Raw genomic sequence first — 16,495 nt, 5'->3', positions numbered from 1 at the left:
GCGAAATCAGTGGCCGCTGCCGGCGGACGAATCCGCCGGAGTCGCGACCGGGCCTGCGTGCGGCAGGCGCGCAATCATGAGTATCGCCACGATGCCACCGAGGGCACCGCACAAAAAGATCGAGGCGTAGCCAAAATAGTTGGCGACGAGTCCGGCCATCGGACCGATCAGGCCGAGCGCCAGATCGAAGAATGCCGAGTACGCCGCCAGCGCCGCGCCGCGGTTCTGCGGCGGGACCTGACGCAGCGCCTCCACGCCGAGGGCCGGGAAGACCAGCGAGAAGCCCACGCCGGTGAGTCCGGCGCCCACGAGGGCCATATCCGGGTTCACCGCGCCCCACAGCAGGAACTGGCCGATGGCGCTGAACACGAGCGAGGCCATGGCCACTCGGCGTCCGCCGAATCGATCGACGGCGTGCGCGAGCACGATCCGCATGCCGATAAAACACGCACTGTAGAGCGTGAGCGCGAACGCGGCACCCGACCAGCCGTGGCTCGCATAGTAAAGCGTGATGAACGCGGCAATGACGGCATAGCCGATGCTGCCCAGCGTCATGGCCAGTCCCGGGCGCCATACCAGCCCCACCACTCGCAAGAACGGCAGGCGATTCCCGCCAATGGGCGCGGCTGCCGGCAGACGCAGCGCGATCGCGAACGCGATGGCGGGCAGCGCGATGTTCACCAGCGAGACCGCCGTAAAGCCCGCCGATTGCAGCAGGTAGGCCCCGAACGGCGCACCGATGGCGATCGCCGTGTACATCGACACGCCTTGCCACGAAATCGCCTTGCTGGCGTGGGCGGCGCCGAGCAGGCCGATGCCCCACGACATGCCGCCGGTCAGGATCAGGCTTTCGCCGAAGCCGAGCACAACGCGTCCCGCGATGAGAATGCCCAGCGCAAGTGCCGGGTGCGGCACCATCGACGCCGCCAGATAGAGCACGCCCGCCGCGCCGCAGCCGCACAGGCCGGTCAGCACGGCGCGGCGCGGGCCGCGGGTGTCGACGGTGCGTCCGGCGTAGGAGCGCAGCAGCAATGTGACGACCGACTGGATGCCGATGGTCACGCCCACCACGAAGGCGCCGTAGCCGAGCGTTTCGTGCACGTAGACCGGCAGCACGGGCAGCGGCATGCCGATCGTCATGAAACCGAAGAACATGATTGCGGCGAGCATGCTCAGGGTTCCGTAGACACTGACGGCGGGCCGCGCGGAGGTAGGAGGTTGCGTCATTTGGCTTGTTATTGTTTGCGATGGCCTTCGAGGGTCGACGGCGGAAGGGCCGAAGGGCCGCAGCGCTGAGGCCGTGACGTCGAGCGTTGCCGTCAGTCTGTCAGCGTCGCCGGACAACGACGATGACAGACGAGACACCGGTGAGACGGTGTGCGGTGTGTGGTTTGGCGCAGACGGTCGTCAGCCCGGCGCGCGCGAGGGAAGCCGGGCGGCGATTTCGGCGATCAGGCGTTGGGCGAGCGACGCCTTGTCGGCACGCGGCAGGTGTTGCTGCCCGGCCTCGTCGAACAGGATGACCTCATTGTCGTCCTGCCCGAACGTGGCCGGCCCGAGATTGCCGACGAGCAACGGCACCTGCTTGCGTTTGCGCTTCTGGGCGCCATGCGTCTCCAGATCGCCCGACTCGGCCGCGAACCCCACGCAGTAGGGCGGCGTCGGCAACTGCGCGACGGCCGCGAGGATGTCGGGGTTCTGCACGAATTCGAGCGTCGGCACGTCGGCGTCGCCCGCCTTCTTGATCTTGTCACGGGCCACATCGCGCACGCGCCAATCGGCTACGGCGGCCACCGCGATGAAGATGTCGTTGTGCGAGATGTCGGACATCACGGCGTCGTACATTTGCTGCGCCGTCTGGACGTTGCGGCGCGTGACGCCGTAGGGCGTCGCCAGCGCACACGGGCCGGCGATCAGAAGCACCTCGGCACCGGCCTGCGCCGCGGCACGCGCGAGCGCGAAGCCCATCTTGCCGCTGGACAGGTTGGTCAGGCCGCGAACCGGGTCGATGGGCTCGAAAGTCGGGCCGGCGGTAATAAGCACGCGGCGCCCGGCGAGTCGCTTGGGCTGGAAGAAGCTGGCAAGCGCCTCGAACAGGTCCTCCGGTTCGAGCATCCGCCCGTCGCCGATTTCGCCGCAGGCCTGCTCGCCGCTGCCGGGGCCGAGGATCGCGATGCCATCGCCGCGCAGCGTCGCCGCATTGCGCTGAGTGGCCGGGTTGGCCCACATCTGACGGTTCATCGCGGGCGCCACCAGCAGCGGGCAATCGCGCGCCACGCACAGCGTGGACAGCAGATCGTCCGCCATGCCGTGCGCGAGCTTGGCGAGAAAGTCGGTGGAGGCCGGGGCGATGAGAATGGCGTCGGCCTCGCGCGAGAGGTCGATGTGCGCCATGTTGTTGTCGATGCGGCCATCCCACTGACTGGTGAAGACCGGGCGGCCCGAGAGCGCCTGCATCGTGAGCGGGGTGATGAATTGCGTGGCGGCCTCGGTCATCACGACCTGCACCGTCGCACCGGCCTTGATGAGCAACCGGGTGAGTTCGGCCGACTTGTAGCAGGCAATGCCGCCGGTCAGGCCGAGAACGATGGTCTTGCCCGCAAGTTCACCGCGATCCATAGGGAGTGCCTCCTCCAAAGTGCTGCGCGGCGCCTCCTGGGCGCCGCGACGGTGTTTTGCCTCGATCCGCGGTGCGCTATTTGCCGCGCCGTACGCGTCGCAGCTCGTCGATCACCAGCAGTACAGCGCCCACGCAAATGGCCGAGTCGGCCATGTTGAACGCCGGCCAATGCCAGCCGCCGACGTGAAAGTCCAGAAAGTCGATCACGTGGCCGTAGATCACGCGATCGATCACGTTGCCCAGCGCGCCGCCCAGAATCAGCGAGAGCGACAGGCAGAACATCTTCTGGCCGTTATGGCGCTTGAGCAGGAAGATGATCACGGTCGCCGCCACCAGGCCGAGCAGCGTGAAGAACCAGCGCTGCCAACCGCCTGCGGCTGCCAGGAAGCTGAACGCCGCGCCCTTGTTGTACACCAGCACCAGATTGAAGAACGACGTCAGCGGATGAAACTCGCCGTACTGGAACGTCTTCAGAATCGTCAGCTTGGTGACCTGATCGACCAGGATCGCGATGACCGCGACCCCAAGCCACGGGGCCAAGCCATAAGCGGCGCCGCCCCGCGCGCCCCCATTGCCATTGCTGCGTCGTGCGCCCGTACGGGCGCCTGCCTTGCTTGCCATTATGCCGCGCTCCGGTGTTCGCCGCTGCCGAACAGATTCGACACGCAGCGGCCACAAAGGGTGGGATGGGCCGCGTCTGCGCCCACGTCTTCACGATAGTGCCAGCAACGCTCGCACTTCTGGTGCGAGGACGGCGTGACGATCACGCCTTCGTCGGCTTCGGTCGCCACCTGGGTGACGGCCGCCGCCGACGTGATCAGCACGAAGCGCAGGTCGTCGCCGAGGCTCGCCAGCACCTCGTACTTGCGCCCCGAGACGCGCACGTCGACTTCGGCCTGCAGCGACGAACCGATCTGCTCCGCCGCGCGTGCCTCTTCGAGCGCCTTGGTGACGTCGCCGCGCACCGTGCGCAGGAGGTACCACTTCTCAAGCAGACGCGAGCCTTCCGCGACGTCCGGATAAGCGTAGTACGTCTCCGTGAAGATCGTGTCATTGCCCGGCTGGAACACCTGCCATGCTTCTTCGGCCGTAAACGACAGGAACGGGGCCATGAGCTTGAGCAGGCCATGCGTGATGTGGTACAGGGCGTTCTGGGCTGCGCGGCGGGCCGGCGAGTCCGGCGCGCTCGTGTACAGACGATCCTTCAGAATGTCGAGGTAGAAGCCGCCGAGGTCCTCGGAGCAGAACGTCTGGAGCTTGGCCACGACCGGATGGAACTCGTAGCGGTCGTAGTGGCCGAGCACTTCGGTTTGCAGCGACTGGGCCAACGCCACGGCGTAGCGGTCGATTTCCAGCCACTGGTCGGCCGGCAGCGCGTGCTTCGCGTGGTCGTAATCGGCCAGATTCGAGAGCAGGAAGCGCAGCGTGTTACGAATACGGCGATACCCTTCGGTCACGCGCTTGAGGATTTCGTCCGAGATCGACAGCTCGCCCGAGTAATCGGTCGACGCCACCCACAGGCGGATGATTTCGGCACCGAGCTTGTCTGCGACGTCTTGCGGCAGAATCGTGTTGCCGATCGATTTCGACATCTTGCGGCCCTGACCGTCGACCGTAAAGCCGTGCGTGAGCAGCGCCTTGTACGGCGGGCGGCCGTCGATCATCGAGGCCGTGAGCAGCGACGAATGGAACCAGCCGCGGTGCTGATCCGAGCCTTCCAGATACAGGTCGGCCGGGAAGCCCAGCTCATGCGCGTGCGAGCCGCGCAGCACATGCCAGTGCGTCGTGCCCGAGTCGAACCACACGTCGAGCGTGTCGCGGTTCTTCACGTAATCCTTGGCCTCGTCGCCGAGCAGCTCCACCGGGTCGAGCGTTTGCCACGCTTCGATGCCTTCGGTTTCCACGCGCTTGGCCACGGCTTCGAGCAGTTCCGGGGTGCGCGGATGCAGCGCGCCGGTTTCCCTGTGCACGAAGAAGGCCATCGGCACGCCCCATTGGCGCTGGCGGGAGAGCGTCCAGTCCGGGCGGTGCGCGATCATGTTGTGCAGACGCTGCTTGCCCCACGCCGGGAAGAACTCGGTGGCTTCGATGCCGGCGAGCGCGATCTCGCGTAAGGTCTTGCCGCCGCCCGGCGCGCCGTCGACCGGCTTCACGTCCATGCCGGCGAACCACTGGTTGGTCGCGCGGTAGATGATCGGGGACTTGTGACGCCAGCAGTGCATGTAGCTGTGCGTGTACTTGAACGAGTGGAACAGCGTACCGGCTTCGCGCAGCGCTTCGACGATCTGCGGGTTGGCGTCCCAGATCGACTGGCCGCCGAACAGCGGCAGGCTGTCCTGATAGTGTCCGTCGCCCAGCACCGGCATGCGGATATCCGCGTCGGACATGCCATGCGCCTTGCACGACACGAAGTCTTCCACGCCATAGGCGGGGGCCGAGTGGACGATGCCCGTCCCCGTCTCGGTCGTCACGTAGTCGCCGAGATAGACCGGCGAGGTGCGCTCGTAGCCGGCGTCGGCCGTCGACAAGGGGTGACGGAAGCGGATCAGCGAGAGCGCTTCGCCCTTCGTGCGCGCGATGATGTCGCCGTGCAGGCCGTAAGTCTTCAGGCAGTCTTCAACGCGTTCGCTTGCCAGAATCAACAGGCCGCGCTCGGTCGAGACCAGCGCGTATTCGACTTCCGGGTGAACATTGAGCGCCTGGTTCGACGGGATCGTCCACGGGGTGGTCGTCCAGATGACGATGTGGCCGTCCTCGCGCGGCAACTTCGGCAGGCCGAAGGCCTTCGCGACTTTCTCCGGCTCGGCGAAGGCAAAGCCGACATCGATGGCCAGATCGGTCTTGTCCTTGTACTCGACTTCCGCTTCGGCGAGTGCGGATCCGCAGTCGAAGCACCAGTTCACCGGCTTCAGACCACGGTAGACGTAGCCGTTCTCCATGATCTTCGCGAGCGCACGAAGCTCGTTCGCTTCGTTCGAGAAGTTCATGGTCTTATACGGGTTGTCCCAGTCGCCGAGCACGCCCAGACGCTTGAAGTTGGGCTTCTGGCGTTCGATCTGTTCCGCCGCGTAGGCGCGCGCCTTTTCCTGCACTTCGCGCACCGGCAGGTGCTTGCCGAATTGCTTTTCGATCTGGATTTCGATCGGCATGCCGTGGCAATCCCAGCCCGGCACATAGGCGGCGTCGAAGCCCGCCAGGCTGCGTGCCTTGACGATCATGTCCTTGAGGATCTTGTTGACCGCGTGGCCGAGGTGGATGTCACCGTTGGCATACGGCGGGCCGTCATGCAGGATGAACTTCGGACGGCCTTTGCTTGCGCGGCGGATCTTGTCGTAGATCTTCTTGTCCTGCCATTGCTTGACCCACTGAGGCTCGCGCTTGGGCAGGTCGCCGCGCATCGGGAACGGCGTGTCCAGCAGGTTGACGGGATATTTGCTCGGGGCTTTCTTTTCGCTCATGGGGCTTCGCTACGAATTTGGAATGTCGGGTGTAGGGCGCTCGCGCCGTTGGCGTTGCAGGCGGGCCTTGTGGGCCGGAAGCGGCAACGCCCGGGCAGGTGCCAGTGGCGGCGGCGGGCCGCGCGCGAGGCGCTGGGCGCCGGCGCACGCGGGCGAAGATCAACTAATTCGGTCGGTGGCCGAGGTGGCAAAGTCGCGTCGTGCGCTTGGGCTGTTGGCATCCAGCGCATGCGCGAAGTAGGCGCGCGCCTCGCGCGTGTCCTGCGCGATGGCGGCTTCCAGTTCGGCCAGCCCGTCGAATTTGGCTTCGTCACGCAGCTTCTGCAAGAATTCCACACGCACCAGCTTGCCATAACAATCGCCGTCGAAATCGAGCAGGTGGACTTCGAGCAGCACGCGCCCGGAATCGTCCACCGTCGGGCGCCAACCCAGGCTGGCCACGGCGGGCAGCGGTCGGTCCGCCAGGCCATGCACCTGCACGACGAAAATTCCCGTGAGCGCCGGATGCTTGTGGGCGATGCGCAGATTGAGCGTTGGGAAGCCCAGCTTGCGGCCGAGCTTCATGCCATGCACGACATGGCCCGTGATCGCGTACGGACGGCCGAGCAGCGCATGGGCGCGCTCGAAATTGCCGTCGGCGAGCGCCGTGCGCACTTCGGAACTGGAGATCCGCACGCCGTCGTGCGCGATGGTCGGCATTTGTTCGACGACGAAATCGAAGCGACGGCCGGCATCGCGCAAATATTCGATGTCGCCCGCGCGTTTCGCGCCGAAGCGGAAGTCGTCGCCCACGAGCAGCCAGCGGGTGTGCAACCCGTCGACGATGATGTTGCGCACGAAGTCTTCAGGCGACTGGCCGGCGAAATGGGCGTTGAAGTGTTCCACCACCAGTCGGTCGACCCCATGCGAGCGAAGCGCCTCGAACTTGTCGCGCAGGTTGGAAATGCGCGCGGGCGCCCGGTCGGGCATGAAATACTCGCGGGGATGCGGCTCGAACGTCATCACGCAAACCGGCAGGCCGCGTGCGGCCGCCGAGGCGCGAACGCGGGCGAGCAGCGCCTGGTGGCCCAGGTGCACGCCGTCGAAATTGCCGATCGTCAGCACGCAGGGCGCTTTGCTCTGCGCGTTGGGTAGACCCCGGAAGACTCGCACGATAATGGAAGCGTCAGGTCAGGACGTCGAGTTGAGCGTTGGTGGATAATCCCGCGCGGCGCGGTTGCGAAGACCCACCGGCCTGCGGCGACGGGGCGAGCCCAGGGCGGCGCAGGACGGCCGATCCGACATTGCGGCGCCGCAGAACGTTGAATTATAAACGCTTCGCGGCCATCGCGGCGTACGACGCGGTCAATGCCACGTGTCTGGTGCGTCGCACCAATGATAAAATCCTGCGATGAAGAACATTGTCATCCTGATTTCCGGACGAGGCAGCAACATGCAGGCCATCGTCCGTGCCTGTACCGCAGAAGGCTGGCCGGCCCGCGTGGCGGCCATCATCACCAATCGCGCCGACGCCGAAGGCCTGGCATTCGCCCAGGAAAACGGCATCGCAACGGCCGTGGTGCCCAGCCAGGGCAAGACGCGCGAGGCGTTCGACGCCGAACTTGCCGCCGAGATCGATCGCCATCAGCCCGATGTGGTGGTGCTCGCCGGCTTCATGCGCATTCTCACGCCGGCCTTTACCGAGCACTACGCCGGCCGACTCCTGAACATTCACCCGTCGCTGTTGCCTGCCTTCCCGGGTCTGCAAACGCACGCCCGTGCGCTCGATGCCGGCTGCAAGGTCGTTGGTGCAACCGTGCATTTCGTCACGGCCGAGCTCGATCACGGCCCGTACATTCTGCAGGCGGCCTTGCCGGTGCGAACAGGAGACACCCCCGAGACGCTGGCCGAGCGCATTCTGCCGCTCGAACACATCATTTATCCGCGCGCCGTGCGCTGGTTCGTGGAAGATCGTCTGGTCGTGGCCGATGGCCGCGTGACGATCACGCCCGGGGCCGACGGCACGCCCGATCCGCAATGGCTTTTTGGTGAGGACGCATGAGCACCCGCCCGACACAGCGCCGCGATGGCGCCAATCAATCCGGTCATCGCGCCGGTGGCCGATCCACCGATACCCGTCAGCCGTCAAAGGGCGGGCAGGCGGGAGAGCGTCAGGAGCGATATGTCCGCCCTGACCGCTACGACCGTTCACGCAACGATCGCCGCCCGGAGGCGCCGCCCGCCGAGACGGCCCGCATGCGCGGCGAGCACCTGTCGCCCGCACTCTTCGAACACACGCAACGCCTGCTCGGCAGCGTGCTGACGTTCAGCGGCCCGGCCGATACGCTCGTGAGCACATACTTCCGCGCCAACGCCAAGCTGGGCCACCGCGAGCGCGGTGTGCTGGCGGAAACGGTCTTCGCCATTCTGCGCCGCAAGCTCGAATTCGGTCAGCACGCAGGCAGTGGCTCCGGGCCGCTGGAGCGACGCCTGGCACTGCTCGGGCTGGCGTTCACGCGCGGTCTGGCGTCGGTGCAACTGGTGGCAACGCCCGATGAAGTCTCGTGGCTCGAGCATGTCGGTCAGATCGACCCGGCAAGTCTGTCTGCACGCGTGCGCACCAATTTGCCGGAATGGCTCTACGAGCGTCTGGCCAAGCGATTCGACGGCACTGAGCTCGAAGCGCTCGCCGCCGCCCTCAACCAGCCCGCGCCGCTCGACTGCCGCGTGAACGTGGTCAAGGCGAACCGGGACGATGTGCTCGCGCAACTGCGTGCGGACGGCTTTTCGGCCGAACCGACGCCGTTCGCGCCCAACGGCATTCGTCTGGCCGGCAAGCCTGCACTGCAAAAGCATCCGCTGTTCGTCTCCGGTGCGATCGAAGTCCAGGACGAGGGAAGCCAGTTGCTGTGCCAATTGGTCGCGCCGCGTCGCGGGGAGATGATCGTCGACTTCTGCGCCGGGCCGGCGGCAAGACGCTCGCCATCGGCGCGCAGATGCGTTCGACGGGCCGCCTTTACGCGTTCGACATCTCGGAAAAGCGTCTGGCGAAGCTGAAGCCGCGTCTGGCGCGCAGCGGCCTGTCGAACGTCTATCCGGTCATGATCGACAGCGAGAACGACAGCAAGATCAAGCGTCTGGCGGGCAAGATCGACCGCGTGCTGGTCGACGCCCCTTGCAGTGGGCTTGGCACGCTGCGTCGCAATCCGGATCTGAAATGGCGTCAGTCGCCACAGTCGGTCGCGGAACTCACGCAAAAGCAGGCGTCGATCCTCGCGAGCGCAGCACGTCTGGTGAAGCCGGGCGGCCGTCTCGTGTACGCTACGTGCAGCCTGCTGAGCGAAGAGAACAGTGCCATCGCCGAGGCGTTTGCCGCCGCACATCCGGATTTCACGCTGTTACCGGCGAATGCGTTGCTGGCGGCGCAGAAAATCGACATCGACACGGGCGAGTATCTCGAATTGCTGCCGAACCGCCACGCGACCGACGGCTTTTTCGCCGCCGTGTTCGAGCGACGTCCGGCGTAACGCCGTGCTCGGCGTCGGCTAACCAAAAACAAGACGAGAGAGAGCGATGCAGGAAAGTCCGGCTTTCGCGAGATTGGTGCGGGACGTCGTGCGTGACGTCGGCGAACCGCAGATCGTCTGGCAGGTCGTGGCGCTCGCGGGGGCGCTCGTCGTCGCCTTCGTGCTGCGGCGCTGGATGATCGGCCGGCTCGACCGTCATTTCGAGCGTGTCGCGCCGGCGCGCCGGGCGGGGTCGTCGAGCCTGCGTCGCGCCTTCTTCCCGATCTTCGGCTGGATCTGCGTGGCGCTCACGCGCGTGGTGCTTCAGGACTACACGCACGTCTCGCTGCTCATGCTCGCGGAGGTGCCGCTCTTCGGCACTGCGCTCATCTACCTGGCGTTCTATCTCGCGCGCCGGTTGTTCGCCTCTTCTCCTCACGCGTCGGGGCTGCTGAAAGTCTTTGAGCGCGTTATCACGACACTCGCCTGGCTGTCGATGCTGGCGTACGTGCTCGGTGTCCACGACGACATTCTGAAGTGGCTCGCCAGCGTGCGCTTCGCCGTGGGGCGAGCCATCTGACGTTGCTCTCGATCCTCTCCGGCCTGCTCTGGATCGGCGTGACGCTCGTGCTGGCGATGTGGGTGGGGGCGCTGATCGAAGACCGGATCATGCGCACGGCCACGCTCGACGGCAATCTGAAGGTGGTGCTCTCGCGGCTGGTCAAAGGCGTGCTGACGCTGATCGCGGTGCTCACGACGCTGTCGTTCGTCGGCATCGACATTACGGTGCTCGGGGTGTTCGGCGGCGCGCTTGGCGTGGGGCTGGGCTTCGGTTTGCAGAAGATCGCGTCGAATCTCGTGTCGGGCTTCATCATCTTGCTCGACCGCTCGGTACGCATTGGCGACCTCATCACGGTCAGCCCGTATCACGGCACCGTTTCGCAGATCAATACACGCTATACGGTCGTTCGTGGGCTGGACGGCGTTGAAGCCCTGGTGCCGAACGAGCAACTGGTGACGAACGTCGTCCAGAATCACTCGTTTACCGAGACCCGCGGGCGCGCCAAGGTCAACGTGCAGGTGGCTTACAGTGCCGATGTCGAACTGGCGATGTCGCTGATGCTCAAGGCGGCCGTGGGCATTCCCCGCGTGTTGGCCGATCCGGCGCCTTCGGCATTGTTGTTGAACTTCGGCGCGGATGGGATGGATCTCGAAATGGGCTTCTGGGTGCAAGATCCGGCTCAGGGCAGTGGCGCGATTCGTTCCGAGATCAATTTGCGGATTTGGCGCACATTTCGCGAGCACGGTATTGAAATTCCGTATGCGCAGCGCGAAATACGCATTCTGAATGATTGGACCGAGGGCATGTCGGTCGGCGGTGCGCATCCGCCGGCGTTGCCGGCAGAATCGTCTGAACTCGCGCCACAGCAGGCCGAAGACGGCGTCAAGCGGCCCGCATAGCCCGGAATTGATGCTTTTCCCCGGGGCAGCGGGTTGACCTGCGACAAAATGCGTGGCGGGGACGTTACACACGGGCGTCAGTCCGTCAGGTAAAATGCTTGCCAAACCATAAAAACCCGACGTTCACTGGCACGTTTTCCGCCCATCTCGCCCCGGCATTCAGCAACTTGCCGATCTTCAGCGAATCCAAGCGTCAAGCGAGCTCAAGAACGAGACCTGACGCGACGGCCATCGATGCCTTATCGGCCCGACAAGACAAGACACGGCAGCGATGCCGTGATTGCTACCGTATTGATTAGTTTGGAGTGATATTTTGCTGGACAGTCTCCTTGGATTCATCTCGACCGGCCTGCTCGACTGGAGCGGCTGGAAGATCACCTTGTTCACGTTGATCGTCACCCATGTGACGATCGCGGGCGTGACGATCTACCTGCACCGTTGCCAGGCGCACCGCGCGCTCGACGTGCATCCGATCGTCGCCCATTTCTTCCGTTTCTGGCTGTGGATGACCACTGGCATGGTCACCAGCGAGTGGGCTGCCATTCACCGCAAGCACCACGCCAAGTGCGAAACGCCGGAAGATCCGCACAGCCCGCAAACGCGCGGTCTGTGGAAAGTGCTGGCCGAAGGCGCTGAACTCTATCGCGCCGAAGCGAAGAACGAAGAAACGCTGCGCAAGTTCAGCCACGGCACGCCGAACGACTGGATCGAGAATCATCTCTACAAGCGCTATCCGATTCTGGGTGTGAGCTTCATGATGATCATCGACATCGCCCTGTTCGGCGCGGTTGGCCTGACGGTGTGGGCCGTGCAGATGGTGTGGATTCCGTTCTGGGCGGCCGGCGTGGTCAACGGTCTGGGCCACTATTGGGGTTACCGCAACTTCAATTGCGCGGACGCGTCGACCAACCTGCTGCCGTGGGGCATCATCATCGGCGGTGAGGAACTGCACAACAATCACCACACGTACGCGACGTCGGCCAAGCTCTCGAACAAGTGGTACGAATTCGACATCGGCTGGCTCTATATCCGCGTGTTGTCGGCGCTGGGCCTGGCCAAGGTGAAGAAGATCGCGCCGACGCCGAAGCTCGCGAAGAACAAGGCGGCGTGCGACGATGACACCCTGCAGGCCGTGCTCTCGAACCGCTACGAAGTGATGGAGCGATACGCCAAGACATTCAAGCGTGCCTACGGTCAGGAACTGGCGCGCTTCAAGGAAAAGCGTCAGCTTGGCGAGTATCAGTTGCTGCGTGGCGCAAGCAAGTGGCTGCATCATGACGAAGCCTCGCTGCAAGAGCCGCAGAAGCAGCAGTTGGGCGAGATCTTCGCGCACAGCAATGCCGTCAAGACGTATTACGAACTGCGTCGTGAACTGGCCGGCATCTGGGAGCGCTCGAATGCATCGCGCGAACAGCTCCTGGGCCAGTTGCAGAACTGGTGTCATCGCGCCGAGCAGAGCGGTATTCACGCGCTGCAGGAGTTTGCGACCCGTCTGCGCCGTTACGCATGAACGGGCTCAGCCAGAAATTCGTTTTTGACGCATAATCAAAACCCCGCCAAGGCGGGGTTTTGTCATTCCCGGTCCCCCCTGCGGGCCACGTGAAAATGAACGCCTCAATCAAATCCGTAGAATTCGAGCGCCCCGCACCGAGCGGCGCCACGTGTGTTGCCCATGCGTGGGCACGGGTCCCGGATGCGCCATCGCAAGTAGAACGCGCAGCCCTCAAGGCCCGAATCAAGCGCCTGCTCGTAGAGCAGAATGCTGTGCTGGTGGCCCATTACTACGTCGACGCCGACTTGCAGGATCTCGCCGAAGAGACGGGCGGTTGTGTGGCCGACTCGCTCGAAATGGCCCGTTTCGGCCGAGACCATTCCGCCAAGACGCTGGTGGTGGCCGGCGTGCGTTTCATGGGCGAGACCTCGAAGATTCTGAGCCCCGAAAAACGCATTCTGATGCCCGATCTCGATGCGACCTGCTCGCTCGATCTCGGCTGTCCCGCCGATGAGTTCGCTGCATTCTGTGATGCGCATCCCGACCGAACGGTCGTCGTGTATGCGAATACCAGTGCTGCCGTGAAGGCGCGAGCCGACTGGATGGTGACGTCGTCGATCGGGCTGGAAATCGTGGCGCATCTGCACGCGCAGGGGAAGAAAATTCTCTGGGCGCCGGATCGCCATCTGGGCAGTTACGTCCAGAAGCAGACGGGTGCCGACATGCTCTTGTGGCAGGGCGCTTGCCTGGTGCACGACGAATTCAAGGGGACCGAGCTGGAAGTGCTGCGTCGCGAATTTCCGAACGCCAAGGTGTTGGTGCATCCGGAGTCGCCCGCCTCGGTGGTCGAGCAGGCCGATGTGGTGGGTTCGACGTCGCAGATGATCACGGCCGCTCAGACGATGGCGGCAACCGAGTTCATCGTGGCGACCGACAACGGCATTCTGCACAAGATGCGCGCTGCGGCGCCGGGCAAGCGTTTCATCGAAGCGCCGACGGCCGGCAACAGTGCCACGTGCAAGAGCTGCGCGCACTGCCCGTGGATGGCGATGAACAGTTTGCAGAATCTGGCCGACGTACTGGCGTCCGGGCGCAACGAGATTCACGTGGATGCGGAGATCGGCCGCCGCGCCCACACCTGTATCGACCGAATGTTGAAGTTCGCCGAGGCGCGCAAGCAGAACGTCCGCGCCAGTGGCGATTTCGCGCGCGATGGTGCGCTGTTTGCCGGCGTGGGCCCCGCATGATGACGTCATCCAAAATGTTGAGTACCGACGAGGCGCTCTCGCCCGATTTCGCCGCGTTCGGCGAGCCGCTCGAGGCGGCGCTCGCGCGCAACGTGCGCGACGCGCTCGCGGAAGACATCGGCGCCGGCGATTTGACCGGCTTGCTTGTACCGTCCGAGGAAATGGCGCACGCGCGCATCATCGTGCGTGAGTCGGCAGTGCTGTGCGGCGTACGTTGGTTTGAGCGCTGCATGCAAGGGGTCGATGCCTCGGTGCGCGTGCAGTGGCACTACCGGGAAGGCGAGCGCATGACGCCCGACTCGGCGGTGTGCGATATCCACGGCCCGGCGCGCGCGCTGCTCACGGGTGAGCGCACTTCGATGAACTTCCTGCAATTGCTTTCCGGCGTGGCGACAGCGGTGCGTCGTTATTCGGATATCGTCGAGGGCACGAAGGCGCGGGTGCTCGACACGCGCAAGACATTGCCGGGCCTGCGTCTCGCGCAGAAGTTCGCCGTGCGCGTGGGCGGCGGGGCGAATCAACGCCTGGCGCTCTACGATGGCATTCTCATCAAGGAAAACCACATCGCAGCGGCCGGCGGCATTCGGCAGGTACTGGCGAACGCCGACCGTCTGGCCGACGGTGCGCCGGTGCAGATCGAGGTGGAGTCGCTCGAAGAGTTGGAAACGGCGCTGGAATGCGGCGCGACCTCGATCCTGCTCGACAACTTCACCTTGGAAATGATGCGCGAGGCGGCACGCGTCACGGATGGCCGCGCCGTGCTCGAGGCTTCGGGCGGGATCCATCTCGAAACGCTGCGGGCGATTGCGGAAACGGGCGTCGATCGGATTTCCGTCGGTGCACTGACCAAGGATGTTCGCGCGACCGATTTTTCGATGCGGATTCTGGAGACGGTGGGGTAAGCGCCATTCGCGCTTGTCATGCTGCAAGATCGAAGGCCGCAGGGCGACCCTCTGCGGCCTTTTTGTTTTCGTCGGTGCGGCTGTGTGCGTCGATCAGTGGCTGATCGATCAGCGTGCGCGACGCGGTAACACGGGCGAAAGCACTGTTGGCAGGGCTTTCGGCAGGGTGTCGGGGAAGTCTCGCGAGAAGTGCAGGCCTCGACTCTCGTGGCGCGACAGGGCACTGTCAACGATCAACGACGCCACGTCGACCAGGTTGCGCAACTCCAACAGATCGCGGCTTACGCGAAAGTTTGCGTAGTACTCGGCAATTTCCTCGCGCAGCAGGGCGATACGATGCTGCGCCCGCTCCAGCCGCTTGGTCGTGCGCACAATGCCGACGTAGTTCCACATCATGCGGCGCAATTCGTCCCAGTTATGCGCGACCACCACTTCTTCGTCGGCATCCGAGACACGGCTTTCATCCCACGCCGGAACGTCTTCTGCCGGCGGCGGCGTTGCTTCGTCCCGTTGAATATCCTCGGCAGTCGCCTTGCCGAGTACCAGGCATTCCAGAAGCGAGTTGCTGGCAAGACGGTTGGCCCCGTGCAGGCCGGTGTAGGTGGCTTCGCCGACGGCGTAAAGACCTGGCAGGTCGGTGCGGCCGCGCATGTCGGTGACGATACCGCCGCACGTATAGTGCGCTGCCGGCACCACCGGAATCGGTTGCTTGGTGATGTCGATACCCAGTTCCGCGCAGCGCGCCAGAATCGTGGGGAAATGCTCGTGCAGGAATTCAGGGCTTTGGTGGCTGATGTCGAGATACACACAGTCCAGACCGTGCCTCTTCATCTCGAAGTCGATGGCGCGGGCCACGATGTCGCGCGGTGCCAGCTCGGCGCGCGGATCGTGCTGCGGCATGAAGCGAGTGCCGTCGGGCAACACCAGGCGTCCGCCTTCACCGCGCACGGCTTCCGTGATCAGGAACGACTTGGCGTATGGATGATAAAGACAGGTCGGGTGGAACTGGATGAACTCCATGTTCGCGATACGGCAACCGGCACGCCATGCCATCGCGATGCCGTCGCCGGTCGCGGTGTCGGGATTGGTCGTGTAGAGATACACCTTGCCCGCGCCGCCCGTGGCCAGCACCGTGTGCCGCGCCGTCATGGCGTGGACCTCGCCGGTGTCGAGATCCTGCACGTAAAGGCCTTGGCAATGACGCCCGGCCGTCGGTGCCGCGTCGGCACGGTCGGAGGTGATCAGATCGACCGCGAAGTGATTCTCGAAGACGGTGATATTCGGATGCTGGCGCACGCGTTCGGTGAGCGTGGCGATCACGGCGTGCCCGGTGGCGTCGGCGGCATGAATGATGCGGCGGTGGCTATGGCCACCTTCGCGCGTCAGATGGAAGCCGAGTTCGGCGGCGTCGTCGCGGGTGAACGGCACGCCTTGCGCGATGAGCCATTCGATGGCTTCGCGGCTGTGTTCGACGATGAATCGCGTCGCGGCTTCGTCGCACAGGTCGGCGCCGGCGATGAGGGTGTCCGCAACATGCTCGTCGACGCTATCGGTCGAGTCGAGCACGGCGGCGATGCCGCCCTGTGCCCAGTCGCTCGCCCCTTCGGGCATGGGGCGTTTGGCGACCAGCGCTACGCGGCAGGTTTTGGCCAGGTGCAGGGCGACGGACTGGCCGGCGAGCCCACTGCCGACGATGACGACATCGAAATTCATGATACGCGCGCTCTCTGGAATCGACGCCACGGGCGTGGTGCGATTCTCGTGATGGGAAATGAGCCAGTATAGCGAGTCAATACGCGCGCGACACATGACCCTATGCGCACATCGGAG

Annotated in this window: 10 protein-coding genes and 2 pseudogenes; 6 read left to right on the top strand and 6 right to left on the bottom strand. The window is 64.6% G+C overall.

Going from position 1 to position 16,495, the window contains the following annotated elements; genetic code table 11:
- Positions 1-6: 6 nt before the first annotated feature.
- The 5 genes from DRB87_RS17745 to DRB87_RS17725 form a co-directional block, all read right to left on the bottom strand.
- The gene (locus DRB87_RS17745) at positions 7-1,227 is read right to left on the bottom strand and encodes an MFS transporter (protein ID WP_130026841.1); all 1,221 of its coding nucleotides are present in this window, start codon (positions 1,225-1,227) and stop codon (positions 7-9) included.
- A 180-nt stretch (positions 1,228-1,407) separates the two neighbouring features.
- On the bottom strand, positions 1,408-2,619 hold the full coding sequence (gene coaBC / locus DRB87_RS17740) for a bifunctional phosphopantothenoylcysteine decarboxylase/phosphopantothenate--cysteine ligase CoaBC (RefSeq protein WP_130026840.1): 1,212 nt from the start codon (positions 2,617-2,619) through the stop codon (positions 1,408-1,410).
- 76 nt (positions 2,620-2,695) lie between these two features.
- Entirely contained in the window at positions 2,696-3,241 is a 546-nt protein-coding gene (gene lspA / locus DRB87_RS17735) for a signal peptidase II (RefSeq protein WP_206100035.1), read from the bottom strand.
- Entirely contained in the window at positions 3,241-6,078 is a 2,838-nt protein-coding gene (ileS, locus tag DRB87_RS17730; protein ID WP_130026839.1) for an isoleucine--tRNA ligase, read from the bottom strand. The genes lspA and ileS overlap by 1 nt, the downstream gene beginning before the upstream one ends.
- Before the next feature lie 159 nt (positions 6,079-6,237).
- The gene (locus DRB87_RS17725) at positions 6,238-7,230 is read right to left on the bottom strand and encodes a bifunctional riboflavin kinase/FAD synthetase (RefSeq protein ID WP_130026838.1); all 993 of its coding nucleotides are present in this window, start codon (positions 7,228-7,230) and stop codon (positions 6,238-6,240) included.
- Between the two features lie 238 nt (positions 7,231-7,468).
- On the opposite strand from DRB87_RS17725, the gene purN reads away from it, so the two are divergent.
- The 6 genes and pseudogenes from purN (at position 7,469) to nadC (ending at position 14,665) form a co-directional block, all read left to right on the top strand.
- Entirely contained in the window at positions 7,469-8,119 is a 651-nt protein-coding gene (gene purN, locus DRB87_RS17720; protein WP_130026837.1) for a phosphoribosylglycinamide formyltransferase, read from the top strand.
- A 194-nt stretch (positions 8,120-8,313) separates the two neighbouring features.
- Positions 8,314-9,584, top strand: a pseudogene (locus DRB87_RS17715) (RsmB/NOP family class I SAM-dependent RNA methyltransferase).
- A 46-nt stretch (positions 9,585-9,630) separates the two neighbouring features.
- Positions 9,631-11,024 (top strand): annotated as a pseudogene (locus tag DRB87_RS17710) (mechanosensitive ion channel family protein).
- A gap of 313 nt (positions 11,025-11,337) precedes the next feature.
- On the top strand, positions 11,338-12,534 hold the full coding sequence (locus DRB87_RS17705; protein WP_017232781.1) for an acyl-CoA desaturase: 1,197 nt from the start codon (positions 11,338-11,340) through the stop codon (positions 12,532-12,534).
- 95 nt (positions 12,535-12,629) lie between these two features.
- Complete coding sequence (gene nadA, locus DRB87_RS17700; RefSeq protein ID WP_130026836.1) at positions 12,630-13,763, top strand: quinolinate synthase NadA; 1,134 nt, start codon at positions 12,630-12,632, stop codon at positions 13,761-13,763.
- 14 nt (positions 13,764-13,777) lie between these two features.
- A complete protein-coding gene (nadC, locus tag DRB87_RS17695) occupies positions 13,778-14,665 on the top strand; it encodes a carboxylating nicotinate-nucleotide diphosphorylase (protein ID WP_130026835.1) in 888 nt (295 codons plus the stop codon).
- A 108-nt stretch (positions 14,666-14,773) separates the two neighbouring features.
- Here nadC and nadB read toward each other — a convergent pair whose 3' ends face one another.
- Entirely contained in the window at positions 14,774-16,378 is a 1,605-nt protein-coding gene (nadB, locus tag DRB87_RS17690) for an L-aspartate oxidase (protein ID WP_130026834.1), read from the bottom strand.
- Positions 16,379-16,495: the final 117 nt, after the last annotated feature.

This window comes from Pandoraea sp. XY-2 (genome assembly GCF_004193915.1).
GTDB classification, from domain to species: Bacteria; Pseudomonadota; Gammaproteobacteria; order Burkholderiales; family Burkholderiaceae; genus Pandoraea; species Pandoraea cepalis.
Note: the sequence above shows the minus strand (reverse complement) of the source record. Positions and strands in the feature narration are given on the sequence as shown.

Excerpts from the sequence above, each read along its gene's own strand:
- nadA (WP_130026836.1), top strand. The coding sequence starts at position 12,630 with ATGAACGCCTCAATCAAATCCGTAGAATTCGAGCGCCCCGCACCGAGC.
- lspA (WP_206100035.1), bottom strand. The coding sequence starts at position 3,241 with ATGGCAAGCAAGGCAGGCGCCCGTACGGGCGCACGACGCAGCAATGGC.
- coaBC (WP_130026840.1), bottom strand. The coding sequence starts at position 2,619 with ATGGATCGCGGTGAACTTGCGGGCAAGACCATCGTTCTCGGCCTGACC.
- DRB87_RS17745 (WP_130026841.1), bottom strand. The coding sequence starts at position 1,227 with ATGACGCAACCTCCTACCTCCGCGCGGCCCGCCGTCAGTGTCTACGGA.
- nadB (WP_130026834.1), bottom strand. The coding sequence starts at position 16,378 with ATGAATTTCGATGTCGTCATCGTCGGCAGTGGGCTCGCCGGCCAGTCC.
- nadC (WP_130026835.1), top strand. The coding sequence starts at position 13,778 with ATGTTGAGTACCGACGAGGCGCTCTCGCCCGATTTCGCCGCGTTCGGC.
- ileS (WP_130026839.1), bottom strand. The coding sequence starts at position 6,078 with ATGAGCGAAAAGAAAGCCCCGAGCAAATATCCCGTCAACCTGCTGGAC.
- purN (WP_130026837.1), top strand. The coding sequence starts at position 7,469 with ATGAAGAACATTGTCATCCTGATTTCCGGACGAGGCAGCAACATGCAG.